The organism is Sphingopyxis sp. Root1497 (assembly GCF_001427085.1).
Classification (GTDB): Bacteria; Pseudomonadota; Alphaproteobacteria; order Sphingomonadales; family Sphingomonadaceae; genus Sphingopyxis.
The window spans coordinates 787481-813564 of sequence record NZ_LMGF01000005.1; the positions used below are offsets into that span (position 1 = coordinate 787481).

Below are 26084 nucleotides of genomic sequence, written 5' to 3' on the forward strand. Positions count from 1 at the left end.
CACCCAGACCGCCTGCAATCTCGGCAGATAGGGCTAGCAAGGCTGCTTGCCACGAAGGGCATGGCAGTGCATGCACGGCACAAATTGTTCGACCGGGCCGAGGGGCATATCGATGGAATCGGCCAGGATCTCGTCGCTCGGCCGCGACACGCGGGCGAGTCGCCTCATCATCCTTCTCCTGACGATCGGATTTGTTGCGCTCCTCGCGGCGGCATTGACTGCTTTTTATGTGCAGCGTCAGAATGAGGCCGACGCCCGAAAGGTGGCGCACACGCTCGCTGTCGAGGCAAATCTCGGGGCTTTCGCCAGCGCGACCGAAAGAATGGAAACGGCGCGCCGCGGGCTGATCCTCACGCAGAACCCGGCCTTCGCGGCGATCATGGATGAGGCCGAGGACCGGTCGCGCGCCCAACTCGCCTCGCTCGAGGCGCTGATTAGCGACAATCCAAACCAGCGCGGCCGCGCCGCCAGACTCCGCGCGCATCTCGACGCCTATGGCCGTCATTACCAGGCGACTCTCGGCCTTCGCGGCACGGACCGCGCGGCACTGATCGCCGACTTCGCGAACGACAAGGGGGTGCTCGAGGTGCGCGCTGCGCGCGCGGTCATCGAGACGATGCTCGAGAGCGAACTCGCCCTCCTCAAGGATCGCGAAGCACGCCAGCAGCGCACGCAGTCGCTGTTCACCCTGACGCTGATCGGAACCGGCATTCTCCTGCTGGTCGTTGCAGCCGCCACGCTGCTCCTCGTTCGCAACAATCTCGTCGAGCTCCGCGCATCGCGCGCGGAACTTCGCCGTCTCAACGAAGGGCTTGAGGAACTGGTCGATGCGCGCACGGGCGAACTCAAGCGCGCCAATGCCGAAATCCAGCGCTTCGCCTATATCGTGTCGCACGATCTGCGTTCGCCACTCGTCAATGTGATGGGTTTCACGGCCGAACTCGAGACCGCGCGCAAGGCGATCTCGGGCTATCTCGAACAGGGCGATGCGCAGGGCTGGAAGGCGCCCGACGCCGCGACGCGGCTCGCGATCGAGGAGGATCTGCCGGAATCGATCGGCTTCATTCGCACCTCCACGCAGAAGATGGACCGGCTGATCAACGCGATCCTCAATCTCTCGCGCCAGGGTCGCCGCACGCTCGCGCCCGAAACGCTTGCTCTCGGCGACGTCGTGGGCGCGATCGTCGGCAGCCTGCAGCACCGCATCGACGAGACCGGCACGACGGTCGAAGTGTCGGACCTGCCGACCGTGATCAATGACCGGGTCGCGGTCGAGCAGATCCTCTCGAATCTCATCGAAAATGCCCTCAAATATCTGCAGCCGGGGCGCGCCGGTATTATCCGGATTGCGGGCGGCGCCGATCTCGGGCGGGCGTGGGTGTCGGTCGCCGACAATGGTAGGGGCATCGAGCCGCGCGATCACGAACGCGTGTTCGACCTCTTCCGAAGGTCGGGCGTCCAGGACCAGCAGGGGGAGGGGATCGGTCTTGCCCACGCCCGCGCGCTTGCCTATCGCCTCGGCGGTAATATCGAAATCCAGTCCGAACTCGGTGCGGGTTCCACCTTTCGGCTGATCCTGCCCCTCGTGTGGCAAAGCGGAGAAGAAGATGCCTGACCAACTGCCCGTAAACATCGTGATGATCGAGGACGATGAGGGGCATGCGCGCCTTATCGAGAAGAACATCCGGCGCGCCGGCATTTCCAACAAGATCCATCATTTTCTCGACGGCACCTCGGCTCTCGAGTTCCTGTACGATGCGGCGGAGGGCCCGGTGCGCAACGGGCCGGCGCTCGTGCTGCTCGACCTCAATCTGCCCGACATGAGCGGGACCGACATTCTCGCCAGGCTGAAGGCCGACAGCAGTCCGCTGCGCCGCACGCCCGTCGTCGTGCTCACGACCACCGACGACAAGATCGAGATCCAGCGCTGCTACGACCTCGGCTGCAACGTCTATATCACCAAGCCGGTGAACTATGAGAATTTCGCCGACGCCATTCGCCAGCTCGGTCTCTTCCTCTCGGTGATCCAGGTCCCCGATCCCGACCCGGCTTGAGACCCGCCCTGGCCCACATTCTCTATATCGATGACGACGACGGCATGCGGCGGCTTGCGTCGCGCGCGCTTGGCCGGAAAGGTTATGAGGTCAGCCTCGCGGCAAGCGGCGGCGAGGGCGTCGACATGGCGAAGGTCACTGCCTTCGATCTCGTTGCCGTCGATCACTATATGCCCGGGCAGGACGGGCTTGCCACGCTCGAGGCGCTTCGCGCACTACGCGACTGCCCGCCCGTCGTCTATGTGACGGGCTCCGAGGAGAGCCGCATCGCCGTGGCGGCGTTGAAGTCGGGTGCCGACGATTATGTGGTAAAGTCGGTCGGCGAGGATTTTTTCGATCTCTTGGCCTCGAGTTTCGAGCAGGTACTCGAGCGTGCCCAGCTCCGACGCGCGCGCGCCGAGGTGGAGAGCGAGCTGCGCGCGACCAATGCGCGGCTGGAAGCGCTGCTCAAGGAAGTGAACCACCGCGTCGCGAACAATCTCCAGATGGTGATGTCTTTCGTCGCCCTCCAGTCGAAGACGATCGCCGATCCCGCCGCCCGCGAGGCGCTGCAGAAGACGCAGCAACGGATCGCGACGGTCGCGCAAGTCAACCGGCGCCTCTACACCACCGACGACGTCGAATATGTGGCGATGGACGACTATCTGGGCGGCCTTGCCGAGGATCTCTCGGCAACCTGGTCGACGGGGGTCGCCGCGCGGCGTGTCATCGCCGACGTCGAGCCCATGCGTGTGGCCACCGACAAGGCCGTTGCGCTCGGCATGATCGCCAACGAATGGGTGAGCAACGCGTGCAAATATGCCTATGGCGACAGCCATGATGGCGAGATTCGGATATCGCTTCGCCGGGCCGACGAGACATTGCTCGAACTCGCGGTTGTCGACGACGGGGCAGGGATGCCGTCCGACGGAACGGCGCGCGGCACGGGTCTCGGAACGCGCCTCATCGAAGCGTTGGCGCGGACCCACAAGGCGGCTGTCTCTTACGGCGCGGTCGATGCATCGCGCGATATGCCGGGCACGAGCGCGCTCATCCGGATCCAGTTGCGACCGGGCGAGCTCAAAGCCTAGTTTGCGCCGCGCGGCTGCCGCGCGGGTTCGGCCGCCGCTGACGGGCGAGGCTGGACGAGCGCATCGGACTGCTTTTCGGGGCGGATGTAGATCGAGCTGATATCGCTCGACGCAGCCTTGAGCTCGGCCTCGATCGCCTCGATCAGCGTCTCGGCCTCGCCCATCGCGAGACGATCCTCGAAGTCGGCGCTTACCGCGACGAAGATCGAATTGGGTGCGGTGTGGATCGTGCGCACATGATTGACCGCTGTAATTTCGCGGCGCCGTTCGACGATGGTCCAGATACGCGCGATCAGTTCTGGGTCCGCAGCCTCGCCGATCAACAGCTCCTTCGCCTCGCGGGCTAGAAGGATCGCGACCGCCGCCAGGATTGCGCCGATCGCCATCGAGGCGATGCCGTCGATCCGCGGATCCCCTGTCGCATGGCTCAGCCATATGCCGCCGGCGGCGATGGCGAGGCCGGCGAGCGCGGCGCTGTCTTCGAACAGGACGATGAAACCTGCGGGATCCTTCGACCGCCGCACCGCCGTCCACCAGCCGAGCCCGCGCCGCCCGGCGTTGAACTCGCGCACCGCGATCGTCCACGACGCACCCTCGAGCAGGAAGGCGATGGCGAGCACCACATAGTTGATCGTCGGATCGCGTAGCGGCTCGGGATCCCGGTAGTGAATCCAGCCTTCGTAGATGGAAATGCCGGCTCCGACGGCAAAGATGAGGATTGCGACGACGAACGCCCAGAAATAAAGTTCGCGGCCGTAGCCGAAGGGGTGACGATTGTCGGGCGGCCGCTTTGCCTTCGCTTGGCCGTAGAGGAGCAGCATCTGATTGCCGCTGTCGACGAGCGAATGGACCCCTTCCGATAGCATCGACGAGGAACCACTAATCGCCGCGGCGACAAATTTGGCGACGGCGATGCCGAGATTGGCAAAGAGCGCACCGTAAAGCACGATGTTCGCCCTGATATGATGCGCCCTCGAGCGCGGCTTGCCCGTATCAGACTGGTCTATCACCGAGCTACCTTCGCCATCGCGGCGCAAGGGGCCGCGCAGGCTCTCGATATCGATAGACAGGGGATGGGACGCGTCATGGGACAGCTACGCCCAGCGGGGCGGCACGTTCCCGAGACGCGTCGCTATGTCCCCGCTCCATCAGCGCCGCCCAGCGCGCGTCTAACGCTGACCGCGCGCCGCGGGGGCGCGAAGGTGCCGGAAGGCGGAAGAAGGTGGGCAGTGCCACACCTTAGCGCGAACATGGCGGCGTTCTTCGCTTATTTTATCTGGCGCTTGATCCGCTTCAAGCCGGGCGGCTCCGCCTGATTATCTATTGCTGGCTGCAGCAGCGACCGGTGATCCCATCGCGAGCGCGCGAGGTCCGGTGACGCGCCACACCGTGTTCGAGAGATCGTCGGCGATCCAGAGCGCGCCGCGCGCCGGGTCCCAGGTGACGCCGACCGGGCGGCCGCGCGCTTTGCCGTCCTTGATGAAGCCGGTCACGAAATCCTTCGGCTTGCCGGCAGGACGTCCGTTGGCGAAGGGGATGAAGCTGACCTTGTAGCCGGCGAGAGTCTGGCGGTTCCAGCTGCCATGCTCTCCAACGAAGGCGCCCGTCTCATAGCCCGGTAGCCCGCCTTCGGTCGCAAAGCTCAGCCCGAGCGGCGCGACGTGCGAACCGAGCGCATAATCGGGAGTGACTGCGGTCCTGACGAGCTCGGGCTTTTGTGGATGAACGCGCGGGTCGGGATGGCGTCCCCAATAACTGTAGGGCCAGCCGTAGAAAGCGCCCTCGCGCACCGAGGTCAGATAATCGGGTACGAGCTCGGCGCCAAGCTCGTCGCGTTCGTTCACCACCGCCCAGAGGACGTTCGACGATGGCTCGAAGGCGAGGGCGGTCGGGTTGCGGATGCCCGAGACGAAGATGCGGCTCGCGCCGGTGGCGGCATCGACCTCCCAAATGACGGCGCGATCCTCCTCGATGCTCATTCCCCGCTCGCCGATATTGCTGTTCGAGCCGATGCCGACATAAAGTTTCGACCCGTCCGCGCTCGCGGCGAGCGATTTCGTCCAGTGATGATTGACCGCTGCCGGGAGCTTGGTCACTTCCTCGCCCTTGCCAGCGATGCGCGTTGCGCCCGGCGTGTAGGCGAAGCGCAGCAGCGCACCCTGATTGGCGACATAAAGGTTGTTCCCGACGAGCGCGATGCCATAGGGCGCATCGAGATCCTCGATGAAGCTGGTACGAAGTTCGGGTTTGCCGTCGCCATTCGCGTCGCGCAGCAAGGTGATGCGGTCGCCGCCCTTTACCGAGGATTTTCCGAGGCTCTTGATATAGCCCGCGATCACATCCTTCGGGCGGAGCTTAGGCGCATGGCCGCCGGACCCTTCGGCGACGAGGATATCGCCATTTGGGAGGATGAGGATCTGGCGCGGGATCTTAAGGTCCGTCGCGACCGGCACGATCGTGAAACCGGCTGGAACGGTCGGAAGCTCGCCGTTCCATCCTGCAGGCTTGGCGATTTTCATCGGTGGGACGAGCGTCTCGTCGATCTTCGGCAGGCTTGGGCTGGCGCCCGTCTGGTCGAGCTTTTCATCGCCTTTGCCGCAGCCGGCGAGCGCGGCCGCTAACGCCGCCGCAGCGACGAGGCCGAGGGAGGTCTGGCGGTTCATGCGCGGGGCTCCTTCGCTGCGTGGAGAAGCCAGGCGGCGGCAATCGCTGCAAGTGTGGATAGGGCCGAGAGGGTCACGCCGGTCGTGCCGACCGAACTCCAGGCATCCTGGCTATGCTTGAAGGCGTTCACGAGGCCCGCGATCCACATAATGAGGATCAGGAGGAAATAGGCGAGGGCGGGGGTTCGCGTGGGCAGCTTCCGGCTGCGGAGGAGGGCTATGGCGGACCACAGGAGCACCGGAGCCCCGAATATCAGCCCGCCCGTGATCAACCAGGCCGAGAAATTGCTCCACTGCATCTCGGCGCTGTTGAGATAGGTGATGTCGGAAAGGAGCGCGCTGCTGAACAGGGCGACCGGAAAGGCGAGGAGAATGGCGTGCAGCGGATGGGGCGCGTGTCGGCGATAGGGCGGGTCGGTGAGAGGCGATGGGGCCGTTGCCATATTGATCTCCATGCAGGCCCCCGTCTGGATAATGCGCCGACCGCCCAATAGTTTCCCGGAACCCGCGTGCCGGGCGCGACGTTGGCAATTGGATGGATCCGTCCTCGATTCCTTATTGTGGTCCCGCGCCGATCCCGGCTGACTGGATGCTGCGCTGGAATCTCGATCCCGGGCTGCTCGCGGCGCTGGGCGCCGCGGCGCTGATGGCGTGGCGATGGAAAGCGCGCGGTCCCTTCTGGGCCGGGTTCGCGCTGATCGTGCTGCTGTTCGTGTCGCCGCTATGCGCCCTGTCGTCGGCGCTCTTCTCGGTGCGCGTCGCGCACCATATCATCCTGACCGCGGTTGCGGCTCCGCTGTTTGCGCTCGGCCTGCCGCGGTTTCGGCCGCGCGGCGGTGCGCCGCTATGGGCGGCCGCGCACATTCTCGCATTCTGGATCTGGCACGCGCCGGCGCCCTATGCTCTCGCGCTGGCGAGTGACGGCACTTTCTGGTTGATGCAGCTTTCGTTGCTCGCGACCGCGTTCGGCTTCTGGGCTTCGCTCCGCTCGTCGTCGCCGCCGCTCGCGATCGGCCTGCTGCTTGCCATGATGGTGCAGATGGGGCTGCTCGGGGCGCTCATCACCTTCGCGGGCACGCCTCTCTATGCGCCCCATCTCGCGACGACGATGGCCTGGGGTCTGGCGCCGCTCGAAGATCAGCAACTGGCGGGGCTCATCATGTGGGCTCCTGCCGCGGCTCTTTATCTCGGCGCGGCGCTCTGGACCGGCTGGCGCCTCCTCGGCGAGCCGCCCCCGGTGGCAGCATGATCGAGGCGATCCAGGCGTGGGCGGCGCGCTATGCCGCCGACCGCCGCTACTCGCCCGTCGGGCAGCTATTCCACTGGACGATGGCCGCGCTCATCCTATTCCAGCTCGGCTGGGGCTGGCGCATGAGCCGCATCGATGCGGGCGGCGACAAGTTGGAGGCGTTTCGGGTTCATGCCGAACTCGGCCTGCTGATGCTCGTGCTTGCTGCGCTGCGCGCGATCTGGCGGATGATCGTGCCGGGTCCCATCAACGATGCCGACCGGCTGGGCTGGCAGACGGTCGCAGCCTATGTGACGCACATACTCTTTTACGTCTGCTTTTTCGGTTTGCCGCTCTCGGGATGGGCGATGTGGTCGGTGGTCGGCGGCGAGCCGCTCGAGGTGGCGGGAATCCTTCCCTGGCCGCACATGCCGTTCGACAGTCTGGAGAAGGGTATTCAGTGGTGGATCCTCGACTGGGCGGAGGGAATCCATGCGCTCCTGATCATTCTCCTCGTCGCGATGATCCCGCTGCACGTGGGCGCGGCTCTGAAACATCATTTCTGGGATCGGCACGACGTGCTGCGGGGGATGTTGCCCGAGCTTCCGGAGGATGGTGCGGAAAGGATGCCGCATGACGGGACACCGCCGCAAGCTCGGCGGCCGAGAGCAGGCGGCTGACGCGGCGCATCTCGCCCAGCGGGTCATTGTTGCGCTTCGCTTCGCGCCACGCGCGAAGCTGACCCGAGATATAGGCGGCGGGCTGACCGGCCAGCGGCGGATTAGCGGCATCGCCCACGCCGCCCCCACCGTGGCACGAGGCGCAGGACGGCAATCCCCGCGCGGGATCGCCCTCGTCGTAGAGGCGGGCGCCCGCCGGAATTCCGGCTTCGACAGGCCAGGCTACCGGCTGCCGCGCTGCGTAGAAAGCCGACACCTTCGAGCGGTCGTTGTCGCTGAGCTTGCGGGCGATTGCTCGCATCGCAGGATGCTCGCGGCGACCGTTCGCATAATCGTCGAGCTGGCGGTGGAGATAGCCCGCGTCGAGTCCGGCGAGGCGCGGCGCGTCGCGCCCGTCGCCTTCGCCCTGCAGCCCGTGACAGGTGAAGCAGGCCGCTTCGGCGTCCGCATCGCCGCCGCTCATCGCGATCGTCTCGCCCGTCGCGCGGAAGCGATCGGGCGGCGCGGGCGCTTGGCATGCGGACAGGAGGAACAGGAGGAGGAGGGGGGCTTTGCGCACGCTTCGGGAACCAATGGCCGCGCGAGGTGGTTCCCAAAGCGAAACGAGGACGGTGAACGGCTATGAAAGGGGGCGCTGCGATTTCGGTCTTGATGCTGCTCGGCGCCTGCGCGCCCGCCCCGGTTGAAACGCCACCTGCCGACCCCGCCGCCGTAGCGCGCGGGCGCGATGCGGCGTCGCGGCTCGGTTGCGGCGCCTGCCATGCCATGCCCGGGATCGCCTGGCCGAAAGGGCGCGTGGGACCGCCGCTCGCGGGCTTCGGCGCGCGCCCGCTGATCGCGGGCGAACTGCCCAATCGCGCGCCGCTGCTTGCCGCCTTCGTCACCGACGCGCCGGCGATGGCGCCGGGGACCGCAATGCCCGCGATACCGATGAAAAAAGCCGAAGCCGACGATATCGCCGCCTGGCTGCTGAGCCTCGATGACTGAGCGAACGCTGCCTTCGGAAGGCTGGCCGCCCGCCGTGCTCGATCCCGCCGGCCCCTATTCGGAGCCCGTGACCCTGCTTGCCTGGGTGCTGCTTGCTGGCGGAACCGTGATATTGGCGATCGTGCTTGGCGCACTCTGGATCGCGCTGCGCGGATCGCCTCGGCTCAAGACCCGGCTCGGCGGCGAGAAGGCGATCTGGATTCTGGGATTTGCGTTTCCCTCGGTCGTGCTCACTGGTCTGCTCGTGTGGGGCCTCATGCTCACCAGTTCGCTTTCGGCGGCGCGCGTTTCCGAAGGCGCCATGCGCGTCAAGGTCATCGGCGAGATGTGGTGGTGGCGCGTCCATTATCAGGACGGACAAGGCCGCGAGACGCTGCGCGATGCGAACGAACTCCACATTCCGATAGGACAGCCCGTCCTGCTCGAACTCGAGGCGGCCGACGTCATCCATAGCTTCTGGGTGCCGCGGCTTGGCGGTAAGATGGACATGATCCCGGGGCGCACCAATCGCCTGCTGATCGAGGCCGATGCGCCGGGTATCTACAAGGGGCAATGCGCCGAATATTGCGGCGGCCCGCACGCGCTGATGGGGTTTGTGGTGGTGGCCCACACCCCGGCGGACTTTGCGCGGTGGCAGGCTTCGCGGCTCCCGTCGCAAGGCGCCGGCGGCGAGGGGCTTGCACTTTTTCTCTCGAGCGGCTGCGCCGCCTGTCACACGATCCGCGGCACGCCGGCGCGCGGGCTTGCCGGTCCGGATCTGACGCATGTCGGCTCGCGCAGGACGCTGGGCGCGGGCATATTGCCCAATAATCCGGGGACGATGGCGGGCTGGGTCGCCGACAGCCAGGCGATCAAGCCCGCGAACCGTATGCCCGCCTATCACCAGTTCAGCGGCGAGGAACTGCAGGCGCTCACCGCCTATATGGTCTCGCTCAAATGAGATCGGAAACGGGCTTCGATCCCGCGCTTTATGACCGCTTCCCGACCCGGGACGAGCGACCGAGGGAAGAGGAAGAGGACCTCCGCCGTATCTGGTGCAAGCCCAAGGGCTGGGAATATCTGTTCGCGGTCAACAATAATTATATCGGCATCTACTATCTCGGAACCGCCTTTCTCTTTTTCCTGATGGCGGGGGTGCTCGCGCTGCTCATGCGTGCGCAACTCGCCGCGCCGATGCTCGAGATCCTGCCGCAGGGCACCTATAATCAGGTCTTCACCATGCACGGCACGGTGATGATGTTCCTCTTCGCAGTGCCCGCGGTCGAGGCGGCAGGCGTGCTCCTGCTCCCGCAGATGCTCGCGGCGCGCGATCTGCCGTTCCCGCGGCTGTCCGCCTATGCCTTCTGGGCCTATGCCGTCGGCGGACTTTGTTTTTTCGCCTCGATCTTCGTCGGGCTCGCGCCCGACGGCGGCTGGTTCATGTATCCGCCGCTGACGTCCAAGGCCTATTCGCCGGGAATCAACACCGACTTCTGGCTGCTCGGCATCGGCTTCATCGAGATCAGCGCGATCGCGGGGGCGATCGAGATCATCGTCGGCGTGCTGCGGACGCGCGCGCCGGGCATGCGCCTCGACAGGATGCCGATCTTCGCCTGGGCGATGCTCGTCTTCGCAGTGATGATCGTGATCGCCTTTCCGAGCATCATTCTCGGCACCTTGCTGCTCGAGATCGAGCGCGCGTTCGGCTGGCCCTTCTTCGACGCGACGCGCGGCGGAGACCCCTTGCTCTGGCAACATCTCTTCTGGTTCTTCGGTCACCCCGAGGTCTATATCATCTTCCTGCCCGCCGCCGGGATGATGAGCATGATCGTCGCGACCGTCGCGGGCGAGAGGCTCGTTGGCTACCGGCTCATCGTCCTTGCGATGATCGCGACGGGTTTCATCAGTTTCGGCGTGTGGGCGCATCATATGTTCACCACCGGCATGCCGCCGATGACCACGGGCTTCTTCTCGGCCGCCTCGATGGCGGTCAGCGTGCCGGCGGGCATCCAGGTCTTCTCGTGGATCGCGACGCTCGCGATCGGCAAGCCGAATTTCAATGCGCCCGGCGTCTTCGTGATGGGCAGCATCGTCATTTTCGTGACGGGGGGTCTGACGGGTGTGATGGTAGCGATGGTGCCCTTCGACTGGCAGGCGCACGATAGCTATTTCATCGTCGCGCACCTCCATTATGTCCTGATCGGCGGCATGGTCTTTCCGCTGTTTGCGGCCTTCTATTACTGGATTCCGATGGTGAGCAAGCGGGCGCTGTCGGAGCGGCTCGCGAAATGGGTGTTCGGCCTCATGTTCATCGGCATGAATGTCGCTTTCCTGCCGATGCATCTGGCAGGGCTGCAGGGCATGCCGCGGCGCGTCTACACCTATCTGCCGGGGCAAGGTCTCGATCTGCCCAATCTGGTCTCGACGGTCGGCGCTTTCATGCTCGGGCTCGGTGTGCTCCTCTTCCTTGTCGACCTAGCGCGCAATTTCCGGCTCGCGCCGGGCGAGGGCAATGCCGGAAATGTCTATGGTGGCGGCACGCTCGAATGGTTGCCGAGCGAGCTCTATTCGACGCGCTCGATCCCGGTCGTCACGAGCCGCGAGCCCTTGTGGGACGATCCTGCGCTCGCGGATGAGGTCGAGGAGGGGCGCTATTTCCTGCCGCGCTCGGCGACGGGCCTTCGCGAGACGATCGTCACCAGTCCGCTGCTCGCCGAGCCCCAATATCTGCAGATCATGCCGGGGCCGTCGCCATGGCCCTTCGCCGCCGCGATCTTTACTGCGGGCTTCTTCCTCGCGCTGACGGTGCAGGCCTATATGTTCGCATGGGTGAGCGGCGTGCTCGCGGTGATCTCGGTACTGCGATGGCTTTGGGAAACCGACCGGCCGGTCGAAATCGAGGGTGTCGACATTGGCGCCGACATCCGCGTCCCGACCTACGTTACCGGGCCGTCGAGCCATGGCTGGTGGGCGATGGTCATCCTGCTTGTCGTGATGGGCATGATCTTTCTCATGGCGCTGTTCAGCCTTGCCTTCCTGTCCTCGAACCAGCCGGGCTTCTGGCGGCCGCCGCCGCCCCTCGGCGAGGCAATATCGATCCTGGGGCTCTACGCTGTCGCAATCGGTCTCGCGCTCACGGCACGCGCATGCCTTCGACGCTCGCCCTTCTGGTCGGTATTCGCGCTTCTTTTGTCCGCGGCGGTTTCGAGTGCGGCGCTTGGCTTGGATTACGTGAGTTGGTCGAGTAGCGAACTTGATCCCACTGCGAGCGGGCAGGGGGCTGTCGTATATGCGCTGCTGGCCCTTCAGGTATGCGCAGCGGCGATTGCAATCTTGATGGCGCTTTACTGCGCGGCGCGTGCTGCGCGCGGCCTTGTCCCGCAGCCTAGGAACAACAGCATCGACCTCGCGATGCTCTTTCTCGTCTACACCGCGGCACAGGGGGTGACGGGCGCACTCGTCTCGCGACTGGTCGGCGCTGGCGGATGAAGAGCTGGTTCATCATGATGGGCGGTCTCGTCCTGTGGGCCGTACATTTCTTCCTTCTCTACCTCCTCGCCGAGTTTGGGGGCAGCGGGTCCGGCGTACGCCTCGCGGCATCGCTTTGTACCTTGGCCATTCTCGGCGGTGCGGTATGGATGTTCGTCGCGGTTTCGCGTGAAGTTCCCGGCGATCCCTTCGCGCGGTGGCGACGGCGTGCCGCCATGCTGGCGCTGGCGTTCGGCGGGCTCGGTATCGTCTTTCAATATTTGCCCATCCTGCTCGTTGATCGATAGGACGGCGGGAACGAGGGCCGCGCCGGATCGGGCCGGCGGCCAAATTCGGGAGTTGGATGGATGCCGCAGATCGAGGCTATTGCGAGGTGCGAAGAAGAGCTGCGGGCCGCGATGCTGGCCGGCGATGTCGAGGCACTGGAGCGGCTGCTTGCGGAGGACATGATCTTCGTCGATCAACAGGGGGTCAGGCGATCGCGGGAGGGTGATATAGCGGCGCACCGTTCGGGCCTGCTCGACCTGAGTTCACTCGACTTTCGCGGCGACCGCCGCATTTGGTCCCACGGTGGCGTGGCGAGCGTCGTCGTAACGGCCGATGTCGCGGGAATCTATGCCGGCGCGGCTTTCGTCGGGACTTTTGCCTATCTCCGGCTCTGGAAGCAGCAGGGCGACTGTTGGCAGATCATTCTCGCTCAATGCACGGCTTGTGCCTCGTCGGAGCTGTGATCGAAGTCTGCCTCGGGGAGGTTGAGCGCGGCATCTGTCGAGCGCGCTCTGGCCTCGCAGGCTCGGCCAGGGGTCGCACGGATGTAGGGCCACGCGTGCACACTTGCCTCGCTTCTTGCCGGTGCGGGCGCGCGCGTTCACGGCGGGCAAGCCGCGCTGCGCGCGGCTCCGGCCACGGCTCCGCCGCGTCCGACCCGCCGCTCCCGCCCGCACGCCGCCCCGGCTGCGGCTCCGGCAAGAGTGCGGCTTTCGGCCCTTCGGGCCAGCGTTCTCGCTGCCAAGGTCAATCCGGCCTGGCGCGAAGCTTGCGGCGGATCGTTCTCAGCGCATTCTCGAGACCTTGCGAGCGATATCCGCCTTCCGGCGTTTCGCGATCGAACAGGGCGCCGTCGTCATCCCGGCCAAGCAAGAATTCAAGCGCTTCGACAAGGTCCTGATCCATGGTTGTTCTTCCCGTCACCGCGCCAGCGTCACCGATATGGGACAATGATCGGAGTAATGCTTGGTGCCCGACCCGTAGAGCGTCTCGGCAAAGCTCAGAATGTCAGCGCCGGCGCGCCGGTCGAGGACGATATGATCGATGAAACTGTCGTAGCGCGGATCGCATTTCGGTCCCGTCCCGGCAGCTGCGAGACGGAGATCGGCGTTCAAGGGCGTGCCATCATCGAGCTCGGACCAGACGCGGTCGGCTGCAAGGCCGAGCCGGCGGTTCCAGTCGCCGAGCAGGGCGAAGCGCACAGGCGCCTCGGCAGCCGCATCGACCCACGCCTCGAGCGCGGGGATCTGCTCGGACAGGATCGGGCACGCCTTGGCGGTATCTCCGGCAAAGCAGCCCGACTTCAAGTGGATCGAAAGCAGACGGAGCGGCCTCGCGCGCTCAGGTCGGAGCGTGATGTCGACGCCCGAGCGCAGTTGAGGATTGCCGAGCATGAGGCTGGTCACATCGGGGTGGCGGTCGAACGCAATGGTCTTGCGGATCGCGAAGCCGACAGCCTGGCGGATCACGCGCTGCGACTTGTGCTCGCCGCCGCAGGTCCCGCTGGGCGCACCTGCGCGCTCTTCCATGACGACGGTATAGCGGGCGGGGTCGAACACGCGCTCTGCCGCCGCGACACTCTCCGCTTCCTGAAACGCGATCACGTCGGCGTCGAGCCCATCGGCGATCTGCCGCATGGCGGCATAGTCGGCGTCGGTTCGCGGCTGACATCCGTCGCCGTTACGCTCGGCAAGGAATTCGAGGTTCCAGCTCGCCAGGGTGAGCGGCCGGTCTTGCAGGACAGAGGGCGAAAAGGGCTGCGAAGCTTGCCCGGCCCCCGCGCAAGCGCTGAGCGAAAGGAGAGTAGCAGCTATAAAAAGGAGGCGCTGGTTCATCGGGCGCTTCTGGCCGCGTCGCGGGGCGCTTTCAACCTCTTCGTTGGCAGCAATATTATCTGGGGAGAGAACCTCGTCTCCCGGGAACCAGGGGGAGAGACGAGGCACTACAAGAATGCGCACCTACGAGGAATTGTTCCGAATGACGTGTAATATGATATTGATTTCGATCAAGTTTACCCGAATTTCCGTGCGGTACTCGACTTTCCAACAAGGAGGTTCGTGATCCATTGTTCGGCGCGAGCTGATGTCTGGCTTCGGCGATTCATAGGGACTTCGTGATCGCGGGAACAAGGCTGGCTCCCTTGCCGTTGTTAAAGAGCCTATATCGGAGACCGATGCATGCAGCAGCAGATTGCAGTCGTGACGCTCGGGATCGCGGATCTCGTCCGGTCCCGCCGCTTCTATAGCGAAGGCTTCGGCTGGACGCCGGTGTTCGCGAACGAGGAAATCGCCTTCTATCAGATGAACGGTCTGATCCTCGGCACATGGCTCGAGGCAAAGCTCGCCGAGGACATGACGCGGACCTCGTTCGGAGGCCTGGGGGCCTTCGCGCTCGCCCATAATGTCGGGTCGGCGGAAGAGGTCGATGCGGTGATCGCGGCACTGGAGGCTGCAGGCGGGCGGGTGCTCCGGCCAGGCGATGCACCGCCGCATGGCGGCTATCGGGGCTATGTCGCCGATCCCGACGATCACGCCTGGGAAATCGCTTGGAATCCGGCTTGGCCGATCGACGCCGAAGGCCATGTGACCTTCGGCGCCTGACGTCGGGTCTTAGCCGTTGAGGCGATCCTTGACCGCCTTCGCCGCGCCGAAGCCGAGCTTTTTCGAGGCCGCGATCTGGATGGTCTCACCGGTCGAAGGGTTGCGGCCCTCGCGGGCTGCGCTTTCCTTGACCTTGAACTTGCCGAAGCCGTTCACCGATACTTCCTCGCCCTTGGCGGCGGCGTCGGCGATCGCGGCGAACACGGCGTCGACAGCCTTCTTGCCGTCGGCCTTGCTGGTTCCGAGCGCGCTAGCAACTGCGTCCGAAAGGTCGGCATGGTTCATTCAATATCTCCCTTATGCGGTCGGCCCCTCGCCGACCGGGCGGTCTCTATAGGAGCGAATATTTGCCTTCGCTATCGCGATCAACTCGCGAGGCTGCGGAAGGTGATCGACCAGCGCGCCGTCTCGATCGGCGCGATGCTATGTTCCCACGCGTGCCGCGCTTCGCCGGTGAAACGATAGATCGAGCGGGGCGCGAGCGGCAGTGCAAAGCGGTCGAACTTGTCTCCTCGGCGGCGCCGGAAGCGCATCGCCGCCTCTGCTCCCAGCGAAATGCCGACGACATGCTCGAAGACGGGCCGGTCCTTATGCCAGCCGATGCCGGCCCCGGGGCCGTATGAAATCAGCAGCGCCTGCGCGAGGGCGCCCGGCGGAAGTTCTGAAAAACGCTCGGCGCGAGCGGCGATCGGCGCGAGCCAGTCGGGGATCGGCGCGGCGCGTGCGAAAACCCCCGTCTGGAAATCATAGCTCCATCCAAATGAGCGGGTGAGGCGTTTGCCCTCCCATTGCTGGAACTTGAAGGCCTCGAGCCCAGCATGTTCGATATGGGCTATGAGCGCGGCTTCCTCGGCTTCCGTGACGAAGGCTTCGGCCGCTTCGAGACCGGGAAGCAGTGCACGGCCAAACAGATCGGCCTGCGCCGCGGCACTTTTGCTGACAGGGCCGTGCTTCATGTCCTTGCGAGTGCGTCCAGTTTCGCCGCGATCGCTTTCCAGCGCTCGACGCCCGCTTTATCCCCCGCGAGCGCGAGCGCACCGATGCGCGCTGCGACGAAGCGCGGTGCGCCCGCGCCATGCTGCTTCTCGACGGCGAGGGCGCAGGCCCAGAGATGGCGGTCTTCGGTGAGCATCAGAGCAGGGTCGGCATATCGGGGAGGGGGGGCGACGTCCTGCCGCGGTTGTTCCAAGGGTCGTTGCTATACTCGGCAACGAGGCGGTCGCCGGGATATTTGCGCACGAGCCCGAATGCTTCGTCGGCGGGCGCATGCAGCCAGGTCTCATGATCTTCGGGACGGAGGATCACCGGCATGCGGTCGTGGATATCGAGCAGTTCCTCGGTCGCGTCCACCATCACGCCGGTATAGGCGTCGCCCCATTCGTCGGTGGGGCGCCATAGTCCCGCCCAGGCCGCAAGCGGCTGATCGGTGACGCTGATCCAGGTCTTCGTCATTGCGCCTTTTTCGCCGACGGCTTCGGCAAATGCGGTGAACGGGATCAGGCAGCGATGCGCCGACTGGGCAAACCATTGGCTCCACATACCATAAGGATTGAAGAGCTGATCGTCGCGTGCGTTGTTCGTCGGGCTCGGCTTGTTGGGCAGACCTGTCTTCTTGCTTTTGGAGTGGCGCGGAAAACCCCAGGTCATCGAGCGCAGGACGCGCTTTTCCTGCTCTTCGCGGACGACCATGCCCGAATAGCCGGGATACACATCCTCGGCGCTGTTGAACGCCGGTACGGGGAGGTCGACGCCGAAATGCGCCGCAACCTCGGCCGCGCTTTTGCGCTCGGTGTAGAGATTGCACATGGACGTCAGTCTATCAGCATCGGGCCGGGAAGGAAGGGCATGGGCGGAAACGGCGCTCTGCTAGAGCAGCGCTTGCTGGGGCCGCGCGCTCGGCGGCAATTTGCCGCTGCGCCAAAGATCGTCGGTATGCTCGGCGACAAAATTTTCTGCGGGCGGTGGCGGACGAAACTGGAAGCCGATGACATCCTTGATCGAGCCGTGGAGCCAGCGCTCATATTCATGGGGCATGAGGAGGACGGGCATGCGATCGTTGGTGGGATGCACGAGCTCGTTCGCGTCCATCGTCATGCCGGCGTAAACGGGACCCAATTCGGGGGTGTTCTTGGCGAAGCCCGCCCAGGCCATGATCGGCTGGCCTTCGGCAGAGAACCAACTGCGTGTCTTCTCGCCCGGCGAGCCGTTGGGGTTCGCGAAGTGGGTCAGCGGAATGAGGCAGCGATAGCGGGGCTCGACGACGAGACCTTCCCACATCGGGTTGGTGAGATCGGCGACGAGACCGATGCGGCCCGGCGGATCGCCGCGCAGCCGCATCTCGCGGGTGAGGCGCGGGAAGCCCCAGAGCATCTGGCGAAGGTGCCGTCGGCCGTTCGTTGCATGGACGACGAGGCCGGGGAGGGCCTCGATCGTCTCCGAGGGCACGGCGATATCGGTAAAGCCGCCGGCGCCGAAATGATCGGCGACGTCCGAAGCCGTGGCGGCCAGAGTGTAGAGGCGGCTCATCTCTCGGCGTTCAGGCGAAGATCTTCGTCCATTTTTCGACTTGTTCCGCAAAGCTCGCCGGCTCGAAACCGTGACCGATCTCGGTCTCGACGAGCGGAGCGCTGCCGCCGGCGGCGTAGAAGCCGCTGATATCGCTCTCGCCGAACGGGTCGAATTCCTGCGCCCAGCGATCGAGGGCGATCACGCGCGCGTGGAGCGCGGCACCGCCATGATCGCCGAGCCCGTGCTCCCGCGCGAAACACTCGAGGAGACGGCCATGCTCCGCGATGTCGCTCGAACTCTTCACCTCGATATGCCGGATCGTCTCGATCGCGCGGGCGAGATGCGCGCCGGTGATATGGACCGCATTGACCGCGGCGAGAAAACCGCCGGGTGCGAAAAAATCGTTTGCGGGCGCATGGCCGCGGATGCGGTCGCCGCCGTCGGATCTTTCGAACTGGATTACGTCGCCCATGGCCGGTCCTTCGCTGCGAGTCGGTCAGGGAGTATAGAACAAAAATAGAACAAAGGCGAATCTGCGCCGTGTCGATCAGGGGTCGACGTGGGCGGGCGGAGGAACAAGGAAGAGTGTGCGGCCCTCGACGCGCCAGGCGGCGAGCTGGGACAGAAAATTCATACCGAGGACGTCCGTATTGCGGAGCTCGGGCGAAATCACGACTTTCAGCCGCCGCGCTTCGATGGCACCGACCGCGAGCGCATCGACCGTTCCCGCCTTGGCGTGCACCGTCCCGTTTGCCGTTTGCATAAGAAGAGGCATCAGCGTTGCATCGGCTTCGACCGCGGCTGCGCGCGCTGTCTCATGCGACACGGCCGTCATGGTGGCGCCGCTGTCGACGAGCATCTTTCGCTTGATGCCATTGATTTCGGCATCGACCCAGAAATGCCCGTCGCGCGCCATCGGGATTCGCACCTCGCTGCCGACCACCTGCTGTCGATCGAGACCGATCGCAGAGGTGAGTCGACCGAGGTTCGGATCGAAAGGGGCGTGCTGAAGAATGAGGAAGATCGCGAAGGCAAGGAGCGCGAAGGAGAAGAGGCCGCGTAGCACGCGGCCGACATAGGGGATTTTGAACAGCAGAATGAGGACCAGCGCCGCGCCAGCCGCATAGATCGCGAGCTGTTCCCAAGCGAGATCAGTGGTGAGGGACATATCAGGCCTCTAGCGCTGGCCTCGTGTCGCGGGGCTGAACGATCAGCTCTCCGAGATCGTCTCGTCCTCTATTGCTGCGGCGATCATGCGTTCCCAGACCTGGGCATCCCCGACCGCCAGCATGCGCCCGCTCGGCTCCCGCATCGTCTTGAGCATAGCGAGCGCCGCGGCCGTGTAATCCGGCCAGAGAACGTCGACCGCAGCGGCCGCCGATTCCAGTTCGCCTTCGCCGTTCCGGCTGAGCTCATGTCCGGCAAGGACCCGGGCGATGCGCTCGATCGGCGCCGTTGCGGCAGCGTCCCAAGTCATCGGCCGTTGTTCAGATAGGCGCGAACGGCGTCCGCGCTATTCCCAACGGCATCGACCGCCTCGCGCAGTTCATCCTCGCCCACGCCGAGGCTCTGGGTCCAGTCGCGGATCTCATAGTCTTCGGAAAGGCTGATCCGATCGCGATCGGGGGCGCCCGTCAGTCTCTTGTCGTCCGCCATCATGATCTCCTGCGTGAGAGGCCCGCGAAGCCGGGCCGCGCGGGAGCTGCGGCCCGGCCCAGAAGGCGCAGAATTTCCGCGCCCGTCTGTGCCGCGATCCTGTCGGTACCTTGCCTTTGATAGGCCCTCCCGCCGGTTCAGGGGAAGGCATCTCAACCTCGAATGACGCACCGATGGCGGCAAGCGTTCCCGAGAAAATTTTCGGATTAACACAGGTTATTCGGGAGAGCGGATGCTCTTGTGGCGCGGAACTTTCGAAGCGAGCCAGCGTTACCCGGACATCCACCAAGGATGAATTGGCGCGGCCTTCACCGTCCCCCGCAAGTGCGGTCGGGCGACTCGCGGACTGCGTCCAGACGGGAGATTTATCATGTTCAGATGGGCTATCATCTTTGCCGTCGTCGCGCTCGTCGCGGCGCTTCTCGGCTTCGGCGGCATCGCCGGCCTTTCGGCCGACTTCGCCAAGATCTTGCTCGTGATCGGCGTCGTCCTCTTCATCGTCGCCTTCGTCTTCGGGCGCGGACGCCGCACATTGCCCTGAGTTTCCGGGATGGCCGAAGTTTCCGACTTTGCCATCCTCACGGGTGCCGGCGATCACAAACCCCTCGGTCGCCGGCACACGACTATAACTTCTCCCCATATCGGCCGTGTCTGAGCACCGGCCCGACACACTGAATGTCACGCCGGACGGCCGCTATTTCGTTATTCGCGGGCGACTTTGGCGTAGGTCGAACCCGGCGTTAGAGCCTAGCCAGCGCGAGCGACTAGTATCCGAACTGATGACTGCCCGGCGGGGCGTGCGAGCGGCGCTCGCAGCCAAGGACGGCATAGCGCTTCGGCAGGCTCGCTCCGCGGTCGATCGCTCGAAGCGCGCGCTTGGCGAGCGCGGGCCGGTGTGGTGGGACGATGGAGCCCCGGACTTCAATCGACACATGGCAGTCAACACGCCCTATGCGCAGTGGTTCGAGGAGTTGACCGACTAAAGTCGGCCTTCTTTCGCCTGGCAGCGGTTCAGGACTTCGCCGTCATCAGCGAAGACGGCGCGCCGCGATGGAGCGTCAGCGTGGCGGTTCCGATCCCGGCCGCGGGGACGACCTTCATCCGTTCGGATGCGATGCCGCGATCCTCGAGCAAATGGGCGAGAAGGCTAATCTGGGCTTCGTCGCCGGCTATTTCGATTGTCGCGGCCGGAGCTGCGCGAAGGAGGGTGGCGAGGTCTGCGGCTCGCCCGAGTCCAATGCTTGTCAGTTTGGGCCTGTCTTCGTCGAAGCCATGAAAAGTGAATGTCTCGCTTTGGCCATCGCGCGATGCAAGCCAATCGGCCATCTCGCGCGTGAGCGATCCGGATGCTGCCCCCATCGTCGATCCATCGGGCAGCGTGACGAGCGCGCTCGTCGCTGCTTCCGGCGGTGCGGCCTCAACCGGTTCGCTGCCGCAGGACTGGAGCGAAAGGGTGGCGGCACCGATTGCGAGAACGGACGTCATGAGCAATAGAATACGGGGCATCATTTATCCTCGATCCCCCTCGCAGCACCAACGCGCGACGTGAACGGATGTTGCTGCTCCCGGGCCGTTTTTAAGCCGCTGCCTGTACCTCGGCAGCGTCCTGATATCGGCATATGCCGCGGCCGCTTCGCTTTGCGGTGTAGAGCGCCTCGTCGGCGAGGCTGATCAGTTGTTCAAGGTCGCGCGACAGGTCGTCGCAGACAATGTAACCGATCGACGCCGAAACCCGGACATCATGGCTTCCGACGGCAAAGGGGCGCGCGATCGAGGCTGCAACGCGTTCCGCGAGCATATAGGCCTCGTCGGGATTGCCGATCTGAGGCTGGACGATCACGAACTCGTCGCCGCCAAGCCGCGCGGCAATGTCGCCTTCGCGCAAGGTTCCCGAAATTCGTCTCGCGACCGCTGTGAGCAACGCGTCGCCTGCGGGATGGCCGAAGCTGTCGTTCACAGGTTTGAAGCCGTTGAGGTCGAGGCAATGAAGCGCGATCGGGCGGACTTTAGCGGCGCGCACATTGCGATCGAACCATTCGCGCAGCGCCAGCCGATTGGGCAGGTCAGTGAGCCCGTCGCTTCGCGCGAGCGAGGCGAAGGTGAGCCGGCGGCCGATGTCATCGAGAGCGCGGGCGTGTCTTTTTCGCAAGCTGAAGATGCCGCCGGCGAGGAAGGCGGCGGTCATCAGCGCGGTTGCGATGTGGAGCGGCGTTCCGGCAGCGAGCATCGTGACGACCGGCGGCAGGACGGCGAGAAGGAGCGAGGCTATGGCGATGCGCGGGCGAAAGCTCGTCCCCGCCGCGACGCCGGCCGCATAGCCGATGACGAGACAGATCGCGAGCTTGTCGATGGCTGGATCGGGTAGGGCAAGCGCCCGCGCGGCGAAGAAGCCGAGCATGGCTGCAAAGACGGTGTAGCTCGCCTCGTAGCGGCGCTCGAGCCGGCGGGCCTCACCGAGTGCGATCGCGGGATTATCCGCGATGGTTGCGTCGCGTGAGGCAACGAGGAGCCGGGCGATCGAGGCGAGGACGCCGATCGCATAGGGTCCGGCGATCAGCATGTCGCCCGATTGTTCGATGATCAGCGCCCCGCATATGAGAAAGCCGAGCGACATGACGCGCGAGGGCAGCATGCCATCGTAGAGACTTCGGATCAGTTCGATTTCGATCGCGTCGGGAGAATATTTGACCGGGGTCGACATCGCTCAGCTCCTTGCCGAGAATTACCGCCCTCCGGGAGGATCGGTTCCTCCTGCGGACGGCCGAACCTCCTGAAATCCCGCACGCTTCAGCCTAGACGCCGAGCGTTAACAAAGTTGGAAGCGTGGGAGCATTCGCCGAACATTCGATGCCCGAAAAGGTAAAGCCCCGCTGCACAAGGCTGCGGGGCTTTCCTGAAGTCGGGTCCTGAGACCCGAGCTTGCATACTATCGACGCGCGGATGGCCGGATTGTTCCCGTGGCCGTCGATATTATTTCAATCATCGGCAGCGCACATTGCTACGATCGATTTCGCGCCCGACGGCTGCCCCGCCGAGGGCGCCGATCACGGTGCCGAGCGTTTCCGACCTGCCGTCGGCGATCACGTTGCCGAGCACGCCGCCCGCGATCCCGCCGACGATCAGGCCGGTCGATCCGTCGCTTCGGCGGCAATAATATTTGTTGTCGCGGCCGCGATAGATGCGGTCGTTGTCGCTAAGGCGGCGTTCGCGATAGCGCCGGTCGTTGCGATAATAATTCTCCGCATAATAGCCGCTGTAGCGCGGGTCGGGGCGATCATAGTCATAGCGGCCATATTGGTCGTAATAGGCGCGATCATAATAGCCATAGCCGCCGTCGTCATAGGCATAGCTGCTGCCGGTCGAGGCGCAGGCACCGACCATGGCGGTCGCGGCGGCGAGAGGAAGGATCATCAGGCGGTTCATCGGCATCACTCCATTTGGTTGCGTGCCGGGCCGACCTTGGCGGGGCATGCGCTGGCCCCTCATGATCTAGACCCCTGAAAGCATGTCGAGTTCCGCCCCCTGCCATTTGAAAGCTAACGGAAATCCCGAGGTTTGATCTTGATGCCTTCGGTCGGTTGGCCGGGAATGATGCCGGACCCGAGGCGGAGGTCGGGAATATAGATGTCGCGCGGATTGCGGCCGAGCGGCTTCGTTTCCGGATCGCGCGGGTCGGGGCCGACGGGGCTCTTGACGACGTCGGCGCGGCCGACCCTGTAGATATCGGCGATGTCCTTGCGTTGCCCGACGCTCGCGAGCAACGGGGAGAGGTCGTCGAGCCTTTGCGCGACGATATGGATGACCTCGCCCTCGCGCTGAACCTGACCGCGCACACCCATCATCGCGGCGCCGAGGACGACGCGGCGATATTTCTCGAAGACATTGGTCCACACGACGAGGTTCGCGACCTCGGTCTCGTCTTCGAGGGTGATGAACATGACGCCCTTCGCCGAGCCCGGTTTTTGCCGGACGAGAACGACCCCGGCGAGGTTCACCCACCGGCCGTCCTTGATGCCTTGAAGCTCCCGGCAGGTGATGATCTTTCGCGAGCGAAGCTCGTCGCGGAGGAAGGCGAGGGGATGGGCCCTCAGTGAAAGGCCGGAGGCTCGGTAATCCTCGACGACCTCGGCGCCTTCGCCCATCGGCGCGAGCAGCGTCGCTGGTTCCAGTGCTTCGCGCTGGAGACGTCCTGCGCGTTCGTCGGCAGCCTGGAAGAGGGGAAGGGCGGCAGGTCCCAAGCCCTTCACCTCCCATAACCCTTCCCGGCGCGAGCTTCCGAGCGAGGCGAAGCCGTCCGCATCGCCGATCCGGTCGAGCGCTCCGCGCCCGACGCGTGCGCGGCGCTGGATTTCCTCGGCGCTGCTATAGGGTACGCCGGCACGGGCCGCGGCGATCGCGGCGCCATCTTCGTTGGCGAGGCCGCGGACCATGCGCAGGCCCAGACGCACCGCATGATATTTGCCGTTGGCAGTCTCTTCGAGCGTGCAGTCCCAGCGGCTGTGATTGACATCGATGGGCCTGATCTCGACGCCATGATTGCGGGCGTCGCGGACGATCTGCGCGGGCGCGTAAAAGCCCATCGGCTGGGCGTTGAGCAGCGCGGCGCAGAATGCGTCGGGATGATGGCATTTCATCCACGACGAGGCATAGGCGATGAGAGCGAAACTCGCGGCATGGCTCTCGGGAAATCCGTAGGAGCCGAAGCCCTCGATCTGCTTGAAGGTCTTTTCGGCAAACTCGCGGTCGTAGCCGCGGCCGACCATGCCATCGATCAGCTTGTCGCGGAAATGGCTGACCCCGCCGGTGAGCTTGAAGGTCGCCATCGCACGGCGGAGGAGATCGGCCTCGCTCGGCGTGAAGCCGGCGCATTCGATCGCGACGCGCATCGCCTGCTCCTGAAAGAGCGGGACGCCCAGCGTCTTTTCAAGCACGCGCCGTAGCTCGGGCGTCGGATAAGTGACCTCCTCCTGTCCGTTTCGGCGGCGGCGATAGGGATGGACCATGTCGCCCTGGATCGGGCCCGGCCGGACGATCGCGACCTGAATGACGAGATCGTAGAAGGTGCGCGGCGCCATAAGCGGGATCGATGCCATCTGCGCGCGGCTCTCGATCTGGAATGCGCCGAGCGTGTCGGCCTTGCGGATCATCGCGTAGGTCGCCGGATCTTCCGCGGGAATGGTGGAAAGATCGTGCTTCAGTCCTTTGTGATCGTGAAGGAATTCGAAGGCACGGCGCATACAACTCAGCATGCCCAATGCAAGGATGTCGACCTTCATGAAACCGAGGGCGTCGATGTCGTCCTTGTCCCATTCGATGACCTGCCGGTCTTCCATCGCGGCGGGCTCGATCGGCACGAGTTCGTCTAGCCGGTCGCGCGTCAGCACGAAGCCGCCGGGGTGCTGCGAAAGGTGGCGGGGCGTGTTGATGAGCATGCGCGCCAGCTCGAGCGTCAGCGCGAGGCGCTTGTCCCCGAGATCGAGGTTCAGGGCTTCGGCATGCTTCTCCTCGACGCCCTCGCGGCTATAGCCCCAGACCGCGCCGGCGAGCCCCGCCGTGATGTCTTCGCTAAGCCCGAGCGCCTTGCCGACTTCGCGGACGGCGCCGCGCGAGCGGTAACGCGTGACGACCGCGGTGAGTGCGCTGCGGGTCCGGCCATAAGTCTCGTAAATCCACTGGATAATTTCCTCGCGCCGCTCATGCTCGAAGTCGACATCGATATCGGGCGGCTCCCGGCGCTCGGCGCTGACAAATCGCTCGAACAGGAGTTCGGACCGCACCGGATCGATCGAGGTGATACCGAGGACGTAACAGACCGCGCTGTTCGCCGCGCTGCCGCGGCCCTGACAGAGGATCTCGCGGCGACGTGCTTCTGCGACGATCGAGTGCACCGTCAGGAAATAGGGCGCGTAATCGAGTTCGCCGATCAATCTGAGTTCATGCTCGAGCTGGGTACGGACCGCCGGGCTGACGCCTTCGGGGTAGCGGAGCGGGGCCTTTTCCCATGTCAGTCGCTCTAGCTCCTCCTGCGGGGTACGTCCGGGAACCTGGATCTCGTCGGGATATTGATAGCGCAGCTCTTCGAGACTGAAGGTGCAACGCTTCGCGAAATCGACCGTGCGCGCGACCGGCGAACGATCCTTGAGGTAGCGGAGAAACAGGCGTTCCATCTCGGCCGCCGTCTTGATGTGGCGGTCGGCGAAGCGTTCGCGGCGATCGCCAAGCTCGTCGATCGTGCATTTCTCGCGGATGCAGGTGACGACATCCTGCAGCAGGCGCCGGTCGGGCATATGATAAAGGACGTCGCCGGTTGCGAGCGTCGGCACTTTCGCTTTGGCGGCCAATGCTGCGAGATCACGCAGCCTGATCGCATCGCCGGGGCGGCGCCGGATCGTGAGGGCGAGATAGAGGCGATCGCCGAAGATGCGCCTTGCGCGGGCGATCGCCGCCTCGGCTGCGCTATCGGCGCGGTCGGGAAGCAGGATTGCAAGCAGGCCCTCGGTCCAGTCCTCGAGATCGGGCCAGTCGAGATGGCAGGAGCCCTTGCCGGCGCGCGTCTTGCCGATGCTGAGCAGCCGGCACATCCGGCCATAGGCCATCTTGTCGGTTGGATAGACGAGAAGGGCGGTTCCGTCGGCAAGATCGAGACGCGTGCCGGTCAGGGCGCGGACCCCGGTGACCTTCTCGGCGTCCCACGCGCGCACGATCCCGGCGACGCTGTGCCGGTCGGCGACGCCGAGCGCGGGCAGGCCGAGCATTGCAGCGGCGGTGAACAGCTCCTCCGGCGAGGAGGCGCCGCGCAGGAAGCTGAAATGCGTCGTGACCTGCAGCTCGACATAGGCCGGTCCTTCATCGGTCATGCTAAGGCGCCGCTATTCGGCGGCCGCACTCTCAAGCGAATGCGGT

30 protein-coding genes and 1 pseudogene are annotated in these 26084 nt (G+C 64.9%); 12 read left to right on the plus strand and 19 right to left on the minus strand.

From position 1 onward, the window contains the following. Window positions 1-112 precede the first annotated feature (112 nt). From ASD67_RS18225 to ASD67_RS18235, 3 genes are read left to right on the plus strand one after another with little or no spacing between them, the layout of a single operon-like run. Window positions 113-1615, plus strand: a complete 1503-nt coding sequence (locus tag ASD67_RS18225; RefSeq protein WP_056350268.1) for a sensor histidine kinase — start codon at window positions 113-115, stop codon at window positions 1613-1615. Then, on the plus strand, window positions 1608-2054 hold the full coding sequence (locus ASD67_RS18230) for a response regulator (protein WP_056350270.1): 447 nt from the start codon (window positions 1608-1610) through the stop codon (window positions 2052-2054). Before ASD67_RS18225 ends, ASD67_RS18230 begins: the two co-directional genes overlap by 8 nt. Next, window positions 2051-3124, plus strand: coding sequence for a sensor histidine kinase (locus tag ASD67_RS18235; RefSeq protein ID WP_235535731.1), 1074 nt, complete (start codon window positions 2051-2053; stop codon window positions 3122-3124). The genes ASD67_RS18230 and ASD67_RS18235 overlap by 4 nt, the downstream gene beginning before the upstream one ends. Here ASD67_RS18235 and ASD67_RS18240 read toward each other — a convergent pair. The 3 genes from ASD67_RS18240 to ASD67_RS18250 form a co-directional block, all read right to left on the minus strand. Then, the gene (locus ASD67_RS18240; protein WP_235535732.1) at window positions 3121-4134 is read right to left on the minus strand and encodes a cation diffusion facilitator family transporter; all 1014 of its coding nucleotides are present in this window, start codon (window positions 4132-4134) and stop codon (window positions 3121-3123) included. The two genes, ASD67_RS18235 and ASD67_RS18240, sit on opposite strands and share 4 nt — an antisense overlap. 306 nt (window positions 4135-4440) lie before the next feature. Continuing rightward, window positions 4441-5787 (minus strand): PQQ-dependent sugar dehydrogenase, encoded by a 1347-nt coding sequence (locus ASD67_RS18245; protein WP_056350274.1) that lies wholly within the window; start codon window positions 5785-5787, stop codon window positions 4441-4443. Beyond that, window positions 5784-6230 (minus strand): DUF2231 domain-containing protein, encoded by a 447-nt coding sequence (locus ASD67_RS18250; RefSeq protein ID WP_056352128.1) that lies wholly within the window; start codon window positions 6228-6230, stop codon window positions 5784-5786. Before ASD67_RS18250 ends, ASD67_RS18245 begins: the two co-directional genes overlap by 4 nt. A 146-nt stretch (window positions 6231-6376) precedes the next feature. Here ASD67_RS18250 and ASD67_RS18255 point away from each other — a divergent pair, with 146 nt between their 5' ends. Next, the gene (locus tag ASD67_RS18255) at window positions 6377-7036 is read left to right on the plus strand and encodes a cytochrome c oxidase assembly protein (protein WP_235535733.1); all 660 of its coding nucleotides are present in this window, start codon (window positions 6377-6379) and stop codon (window positions 7034-7036) included. Beyond that, a complete protein-coding gene (locus ASD67_RS23795; protein WP_056350278.1) occupies window positions 7033-7695 on the plus strand; it encodes a cytochrome b in 663 nt (220 codons plus the stop codon). Before ASD67_RS18255 ends, ASD67_RS23795 begins: the two co-directional genes overlap by 4 nt. 73 nt (window positions 7696-7768) lie before the next feature. Here the strand turns inward: ASD67_RS23795 and ASD67_RS24045 are convergent. Then, a pseudogene (locus ASD67_RS24045) lies at window positions 7769-8158 on the minus strand (c-type cytochrome); the annotation flags it as partial. A 158-nt stretch (window positions 8159-8316) separates the two neighbouring features. Between ASD67_RS24045 and ASD67_RS18270 the strand changes: the two are divergent. The 5 genes from ASD67_RS18270 to ASD67_RS18290 are packed head-to-tail and all read left to right on the plus strand — an operon-like array spanning window position 8317 to window position 12881. Continuing rightward, window positions 8317-8682 carry a c-type cytochrome gene (locus ASD67_RS18270; RefSeq protein ID WP_056350282.1) on the plus strand — a complete coding sequence of 122 codons (366 nt, stop codon included), beginning with the start codon at window positions 8317-8319 and terminating at the stop codon, window positions 8680-8682. After that, the gene (coxB, locus tag ASD67_RS18275; protein ID WP_056350285.1) at window positions 8675-9622 is read left to right on the plus strand and encodes a cytochrome c oxidase subunit II; all 948 of its coding nucleotides are present in this window, start codon (window positions 8675-8677) and stop codon (window positions 9620-9622) included. Before ASD67_RS18270 ends, coxB begins: the two co-directional genes overlap by 8 nt. Continuing rightward, window positions 9619-12150, plus strand: coding sequence for a cbb3-type cytochrome c oxidase subunit I (locus tag ASD67_RS18280; protein WP_056350287.1), 2532 nt, complete (start codon window positions 9619-9621; stop codon window positions 12148-12150). The genes coxB and ASD67_RS18280 overlap by 4 nt, the downstream gene beginning before the upstream one ends. Beyond that, on the plus strand, window positions 12147-12437 hold the full coding sequence (locus ASD67_RS18285; protein WP_056350288.1) for a hypothetical protein: 291 nt from the start codon (window positions 12147-12149) through the stop codon (window positions 12435-12437). The genes ASD67_RS18280 and ASD67_RS18285 overlap by 4 nt, the downstream gene beginning before the upstream one ends. Window positions 12438-12497: 60 nt before the next feature. Next, a complete protein-coding gene (locus tag ASD67_RS18290; protein WP_056350291.1) occupies window positions 12498-12881 on the plus strand; it encodes a nuclear transport factor 2 family protein in 384 nt (127 codons plus the stop codon). 283 nt (window positions 12882-13164) lie between these two features. Here the strand turns inward: ASD67_RS18290 and ASD67_RS23195 are convergent, their stop codons facing one another. Next, window positions 13165-13323 (minus strand): hypothetical protein, encoded by a 159-nt coding sequence (locus tag ASD67_RS23195; RefSeq protein WP_156377780.1) that lies wholly within the window; start codon window positions 13321-13323, stop codon window positions 13165-13167. Window positions 13324-13337: 14 nt separating this feature from the next. Continuing rightward, complete coding sequence (locus ASD67_RS18295; RefSeq protein WP_056350292.1) at window positions 13338-14252, minus strand: endonuclease; 915 nt, start codon at window positions 14250-14252, stop codon at window positions 13338-13340. A gap of 342 nt (window positions 14253-14594) precedes the next feature. On the opposite strand from ASD67_RS18295, the gene ASD67_RS18300 reads away from it, so the two are divergent. Beyond that, window positions 14595-15017 (plus strand): VOC family protein, encoded by a 423-nt coding sequence (locus ASD67_RS18300; RefSeq protein WP_056350295.1) that lies wholly within the window; start codon window positions 14595-14597, stop codon window positions 15015-15017. Window positions 15018-15026: 9 nt separating this feature from the next. Here the strand turns inward: ASD67_RS18300 and ASD67_RS18305 are convergent, their stop codons facing one another. The 9 genes from ASD67_RS18305 to ASD67_RS18345 all read right to left on the minus strand — a co-directional run bounded on the left by ASD67_RS18305 (window position 15027) and on the right by ASD67_RS18345 (window position 19181). Beyond that, complete coding sequence (locus tag ASD67_RS18305; RefSeq protein WP_056350296.1) at window positions 15027-15302, minus strand: HU family DNA-binding protein; 276 nt, start codon at window positions 15300-15302, stop codon at window positions 15027-15029. 80 nt (window positions 15303-15382) lie between these two features. Beyond that, a complete protein-coding gene (locus tag ASD67_RS18310; RefSeq protein ID WP_056350298.1) occupies window positions 15383-15973 on the minus strand; it encodes an alpha-ketoglutarate-dependent dioxygenase AlkB in 591 nt (196 codons plus the stop codon). Then, complete coding sequence (locus ASD67_RS18315; protein ID WP_056350301.1) at window positions 15970-16149, minus strand: DUF6961 family protein; 180 nt, start codon at window positions 16147-16149, stop codon at window positions 15970-15972. Before ASD67_RS18315 ends, ASD67_RS18310 begins: the two co-directional genes overlap by 4 nt. Beyond that, on the minus strand, window positions 16149-16823 hold the full coding sequence (locus tag ASD67_RS18320) for an SOS response-associated peptidase (protein ID WP_056350303.1): 675 nt from the start codon (window positions 16821-16823) through the stop codon (window positions 16149-16151). Before ASD67_RS18320 ends, ASD67_RS18315 begins: the two co-directional genes overlap by 1 nt. Window positions 16824-16883: 60 nt before the next feature. After that, on the minus strand, window positions 16884-17543 hold the full coding sequence (locus ASD67_RS18325) for an SOS response-associated peptidase family protein (protein ID WP_056350305.1): 660 nt from the start codon (window positions 17541-17543) through the stop codon (window positions 16884-16886). Window positions 17544-17553: 10 nt separating this feature from the next. Next, window positions 17554-17997 (minus strand): hypothetical protein, encoded by a 444-nt coding sequence (locus ASD67_RS18330; protein WP_056350307.1) that lies wholly within the window; start codon window positions 17995-17997, stop codon window positions 17554-17556. A gap of 75 nt (window positions 17998-18072) precedes the next feature. Continuing rightward, window positions 18073-18591, minus strand: coding sequence for a retropepsin-like aspartic protease family protein (locus ASD67_RS18335; RefSeq protein ID WP_235535734.1), 519 nt, complete (start codon window positions 18589-18591; stop codon window positions 18073-18075). 144 nt (window positions 18592-18735) lie between these two features. After that, a complete protein-coding gene (locus ASD67_RS18340; RefSeq protein ID WP_056350311.1) occupies window positions 18736-19002 on the minus strand; it encodes a hypothetical protein in 267 nt (88 codons plus the stop codon). Continuing rightward, entirely contained in the window at window positions 18999-19181 is a 183-nt protein-coding gene (locus ASD67_RS18345) for a DUF3606 domain-containing protein (RefSeq protein ID WP_056350312.1), read from the minus strand. The genes ASD67_RS18340 and ASD67_RS18345 overlap by 4 nt, the downstream gene beginning before the upstream one ends. Window positions 19182-19551: 370 nt before the next feature. On the opposite strand from ASD67_RS18345, the gene ASD67_RS22740 reads away from it, so the two are divergent. Beyond that, window positions 19552-19722, plus strand: coding sequence for a DUF1328 domain-containing protein (locus ASD67_RS22740; RefSeq protein WP_077029184.1), 171 nt, complete (start codon window positions 19552-19554; stop codon window positions 19720-19722). A 470-nt stretch (window positions 19723-20192) separates the two neighbouring features. On the opposite strand, the gene ASD67_RS18355 is transcribed toward ASD67_RS22740, so the two are convergent. From ASD67_RS18355 to ASD67_RS18370, 4 genes are all read right to left on the minus strand, one after another. Further along, entirely contained in the window at window positions 20193-20690 is a 498-nt protein-coding gene (locus ASD67_RS18355; RefSeq protein WP_156377781.1) for a hypothetical protein, read from the minus strand. Window positions 20691-20757: 67 nt separating this feature from the next. After that, window positions 20758-21882 (minus strand): GGDEF domain-containing protein, encoded by a 1125-nt coding sequence (locus ASD67_RS18360; RefSeq protein ID WP_056350317.1) that lies wholly within the window; start codon window positions 21880-21882, stop codon window positions 20758-20760. Window positions 21883-22160: 278 nt separating this feature from the next. Continuing rightward, window positions 22161-22604 (minus strand): glycine zipper 2TM domain-containing protein, encoded by a 444-nt coding sequence (locus ASD67_RS18365; protein ID WP_082545269.1) that lies wholly within the window; start codon window positions 22602-22604, stop codon window positions 22161-22163. A 113-nt stretch (window positions 22605-22717) separates the two neighbouring features. After that, entirely contained in the window at window positions 22718-26038 is a 3321-nt protein-coding gene (locus ASD67_RS18370; RefSeq protein ID WP_056350321.1) for an error-prone DNA polymerase, read from the minus strand. Between the last annotated feature and the right edge of the window lie 46 nt (window positions 26039-26084).

What these genes read in the sequence shown, in the direction of transcription:
- ASD67_RS18225 (WP_056350268.1), top strand. Translation starts at nt 113, where the DNA reads ATGGAATCGGCCAGGATCTCGTCGCTCGGCCGCGACACGCGGGCGAGT.
- ASD67_RS18230 (WP_056350270.1), top strand. Translation starts at nt 1,608, where the DNA reads ATGCCTGACCAACTGCCCGTAAACATCGTGATGATCGAGGACGATGAG.
- ASD67_RS18245 (WP_056350274.1), bottom strand. Translation starts at nt 5,787, where the DNA reads ATGAACCGCCAGACCTCCCTCGGCCTCGTCGCTGCGGCGGCGTTAGCG.
- ASD67_RS18250 (WP_056352128.1), bottom strand. Translation starts at nt 6,230, where the DNA reads ATGGCAACGGCCCCATCGCCTCTCACCGACCCGCCCTATCGCCGACAC.
- ASD67_RS18255 (WP_235535733.1), top strand. Translation starts at nt 6,377, where the DNA reads ATGCTGCGCTGGAATCTCGATCCCGGGCTGCTCGCGGCGCTGGGCGCC.
- ASD67_RS23795 (WP_056350278.1), top strand. Translation starts at nt 7,033, where the DNA reads ATGATCGAGGCGATCCAGGCGTGGGCGGCGCGCTATGCCGCCGACCGC.
- ASD67_RS18270 (WP_056350282.1), top strand. Translation starts at nt 8,317, where the DNA reads ATGAAAGGGGGCGCTGCGATTTCGGTCTTGATGCTGCTCGGCGCCTGC.
- coxB (WP_056350285.1), top strand. Translation starts at nt 8,675, where the DNA reads ATGACTGAGCGAACGCTGCCTTCGGAAGGCTGGCCGCCCGCCGTGCTC.
- ASD67_RS18280 (WP_056350287.1), top strand. Translation starts at nt 9,619, where the DNA reads ATGAGATCGGAAACGGGCTTCGATCCCGCGCTTTATGACCGCTTCCCG.
- ASD67_RS18285 (WP_056350288.1), top strand. Translation starts at nt 12,147, where the DNA reads ATGAAGAGCTGGTTCATCATGATGGGCGGTCTCGTCCTGTGGGCCGTA.
- ASD67_RS18290 (WP_056350291.1), top strand. Translation starts at nt 12,498, where the DNA reads ATGCCGCAGATCGAGGCTATTGCGAGGTGCGAAGAAGAGCTGCGGGCC.
- ASD67_RS23195 (WP_156377780.1), bottom strand. Translation starts at nt 13,323, where the DNA reads ATGGATCAGGACCTTGTCGAAGCGCTTGAATTCTTGCTTGGCCGGGAT.
- ASD67_RS18295 (WP_056350292.1), bottom strand. Translation starts at nt 14,252, where the DNA reads ATGAACCAGCGCCTCCTTTTTATAGCTGCTACTCTCCTTTCGCTCAGC.
- ASD67_RS18300 (WP_056350295.1), top strand. Translation starts at nt 14,595, where the DNA reads ATGCAGCAGCAGATTGCAGTCGTGACGCTCGGGATCGCGGATCTCGTC.
- ASD67_RS18305 (WP_056350296.1), bottom strand. Translation starts at nt 15,302, where the DNA reads ATGAACCATGCCGACCTTTCGGACGCAGTTGCTAGCGCGCTCGGAACC.
- ASD67_RS18310 (WP_056350298.1), bottom strand. Translation starts at nt 15,973, where the DNA reads ATGAAGCACGGCCCTGTCAGCAAAAGTGCCGCGGCGCAGGCCGATCTG.
- ASD67_RS18315 (WP_056350301.1), bottom strand. Translation starts at nt 16,149, where the DNA reads ATGCTCACCGAAGACCGCCATCTCTGGGCCTGCGCCCTCGCCGTCGAG.
- ASD67_RS18320 (WP_056350303.1), bottom strand. Translation starts at nt 16,823, where the DNA reads ATGTGCAATCTCTACACCGAGCGCAAAAGCGCGGCCGAGGTTGCGGCG.
- ASD67_RS18325 (WP_056350305.1), bottom strand. Translation starts at nt 17,543, where the DNA reads ATGAGCCGCCTCTACACTCTGGCCGCCACGGCTTCGGACGTCGCCGAT.
- ASD67_RS18330 (WP_056350307.1), bottom strand. Translation starts at nt 17,997, where the DNA reads ATGGGCGACGTAATCCAGTTCGAAAGATCCGACGGCGGCGACCGCATC.
- ASD67_RS18340 (WP_056350311.1), bottom strand. Translation starts at nt 19,002, where the DNA reads ATGACTTGGGACGCTGCCGCAACGGCGCCGATCGAGCGCATCGCCCGG.
- ASD67_RS18345 (WP_056350312.1), bottom strand. Translation starts at nt 19,181, where the DNA reads ATGGCGGACGACAAGAGACTGACGGGCGCCCCCGATCGCGATCGGATC.
- ASD67_RS22740 (WP_077029184.1), top strand. Translation starts at nt 19,552, where the DNA reads ATGTTCAGATGGGCTATCATCTTTGCCGTCGTCGCGCTCGTCGCGGCG.
- ASD67_RS18355 (WP_156377781.1), bottom strand. Translation starts at nt 20,690, where the DNA reads ATGATGCCCCGTATTCTATTGCTCATGACGTCCGTTCTCGCAATCGGT.
- ASD67_RS18360 (WP_056350317.1), bottom strand. Translation starts at nt 21,882, where the DNA reads ATGTCGACCCCGGTCAAATATTCTCCCGACGCGATCGAAATCGAACTG.
- ASD67_RS18365 (WP_082545269.1), bottom strand. Translation starts at nt 22,604, where the DNA reads ATGAACCGCCTGATGATCCTTCCTCTCGCCGCCGCGACCGCCATGGTC.
- ASD67_RS18370 (WP_056350321.1), bottom strand. Translation starts at nt 26,038, where the DNA reads ATGACCGATGAAGGACCGGCCTATGTCGAGCTGCAGGTCACGACGCAT.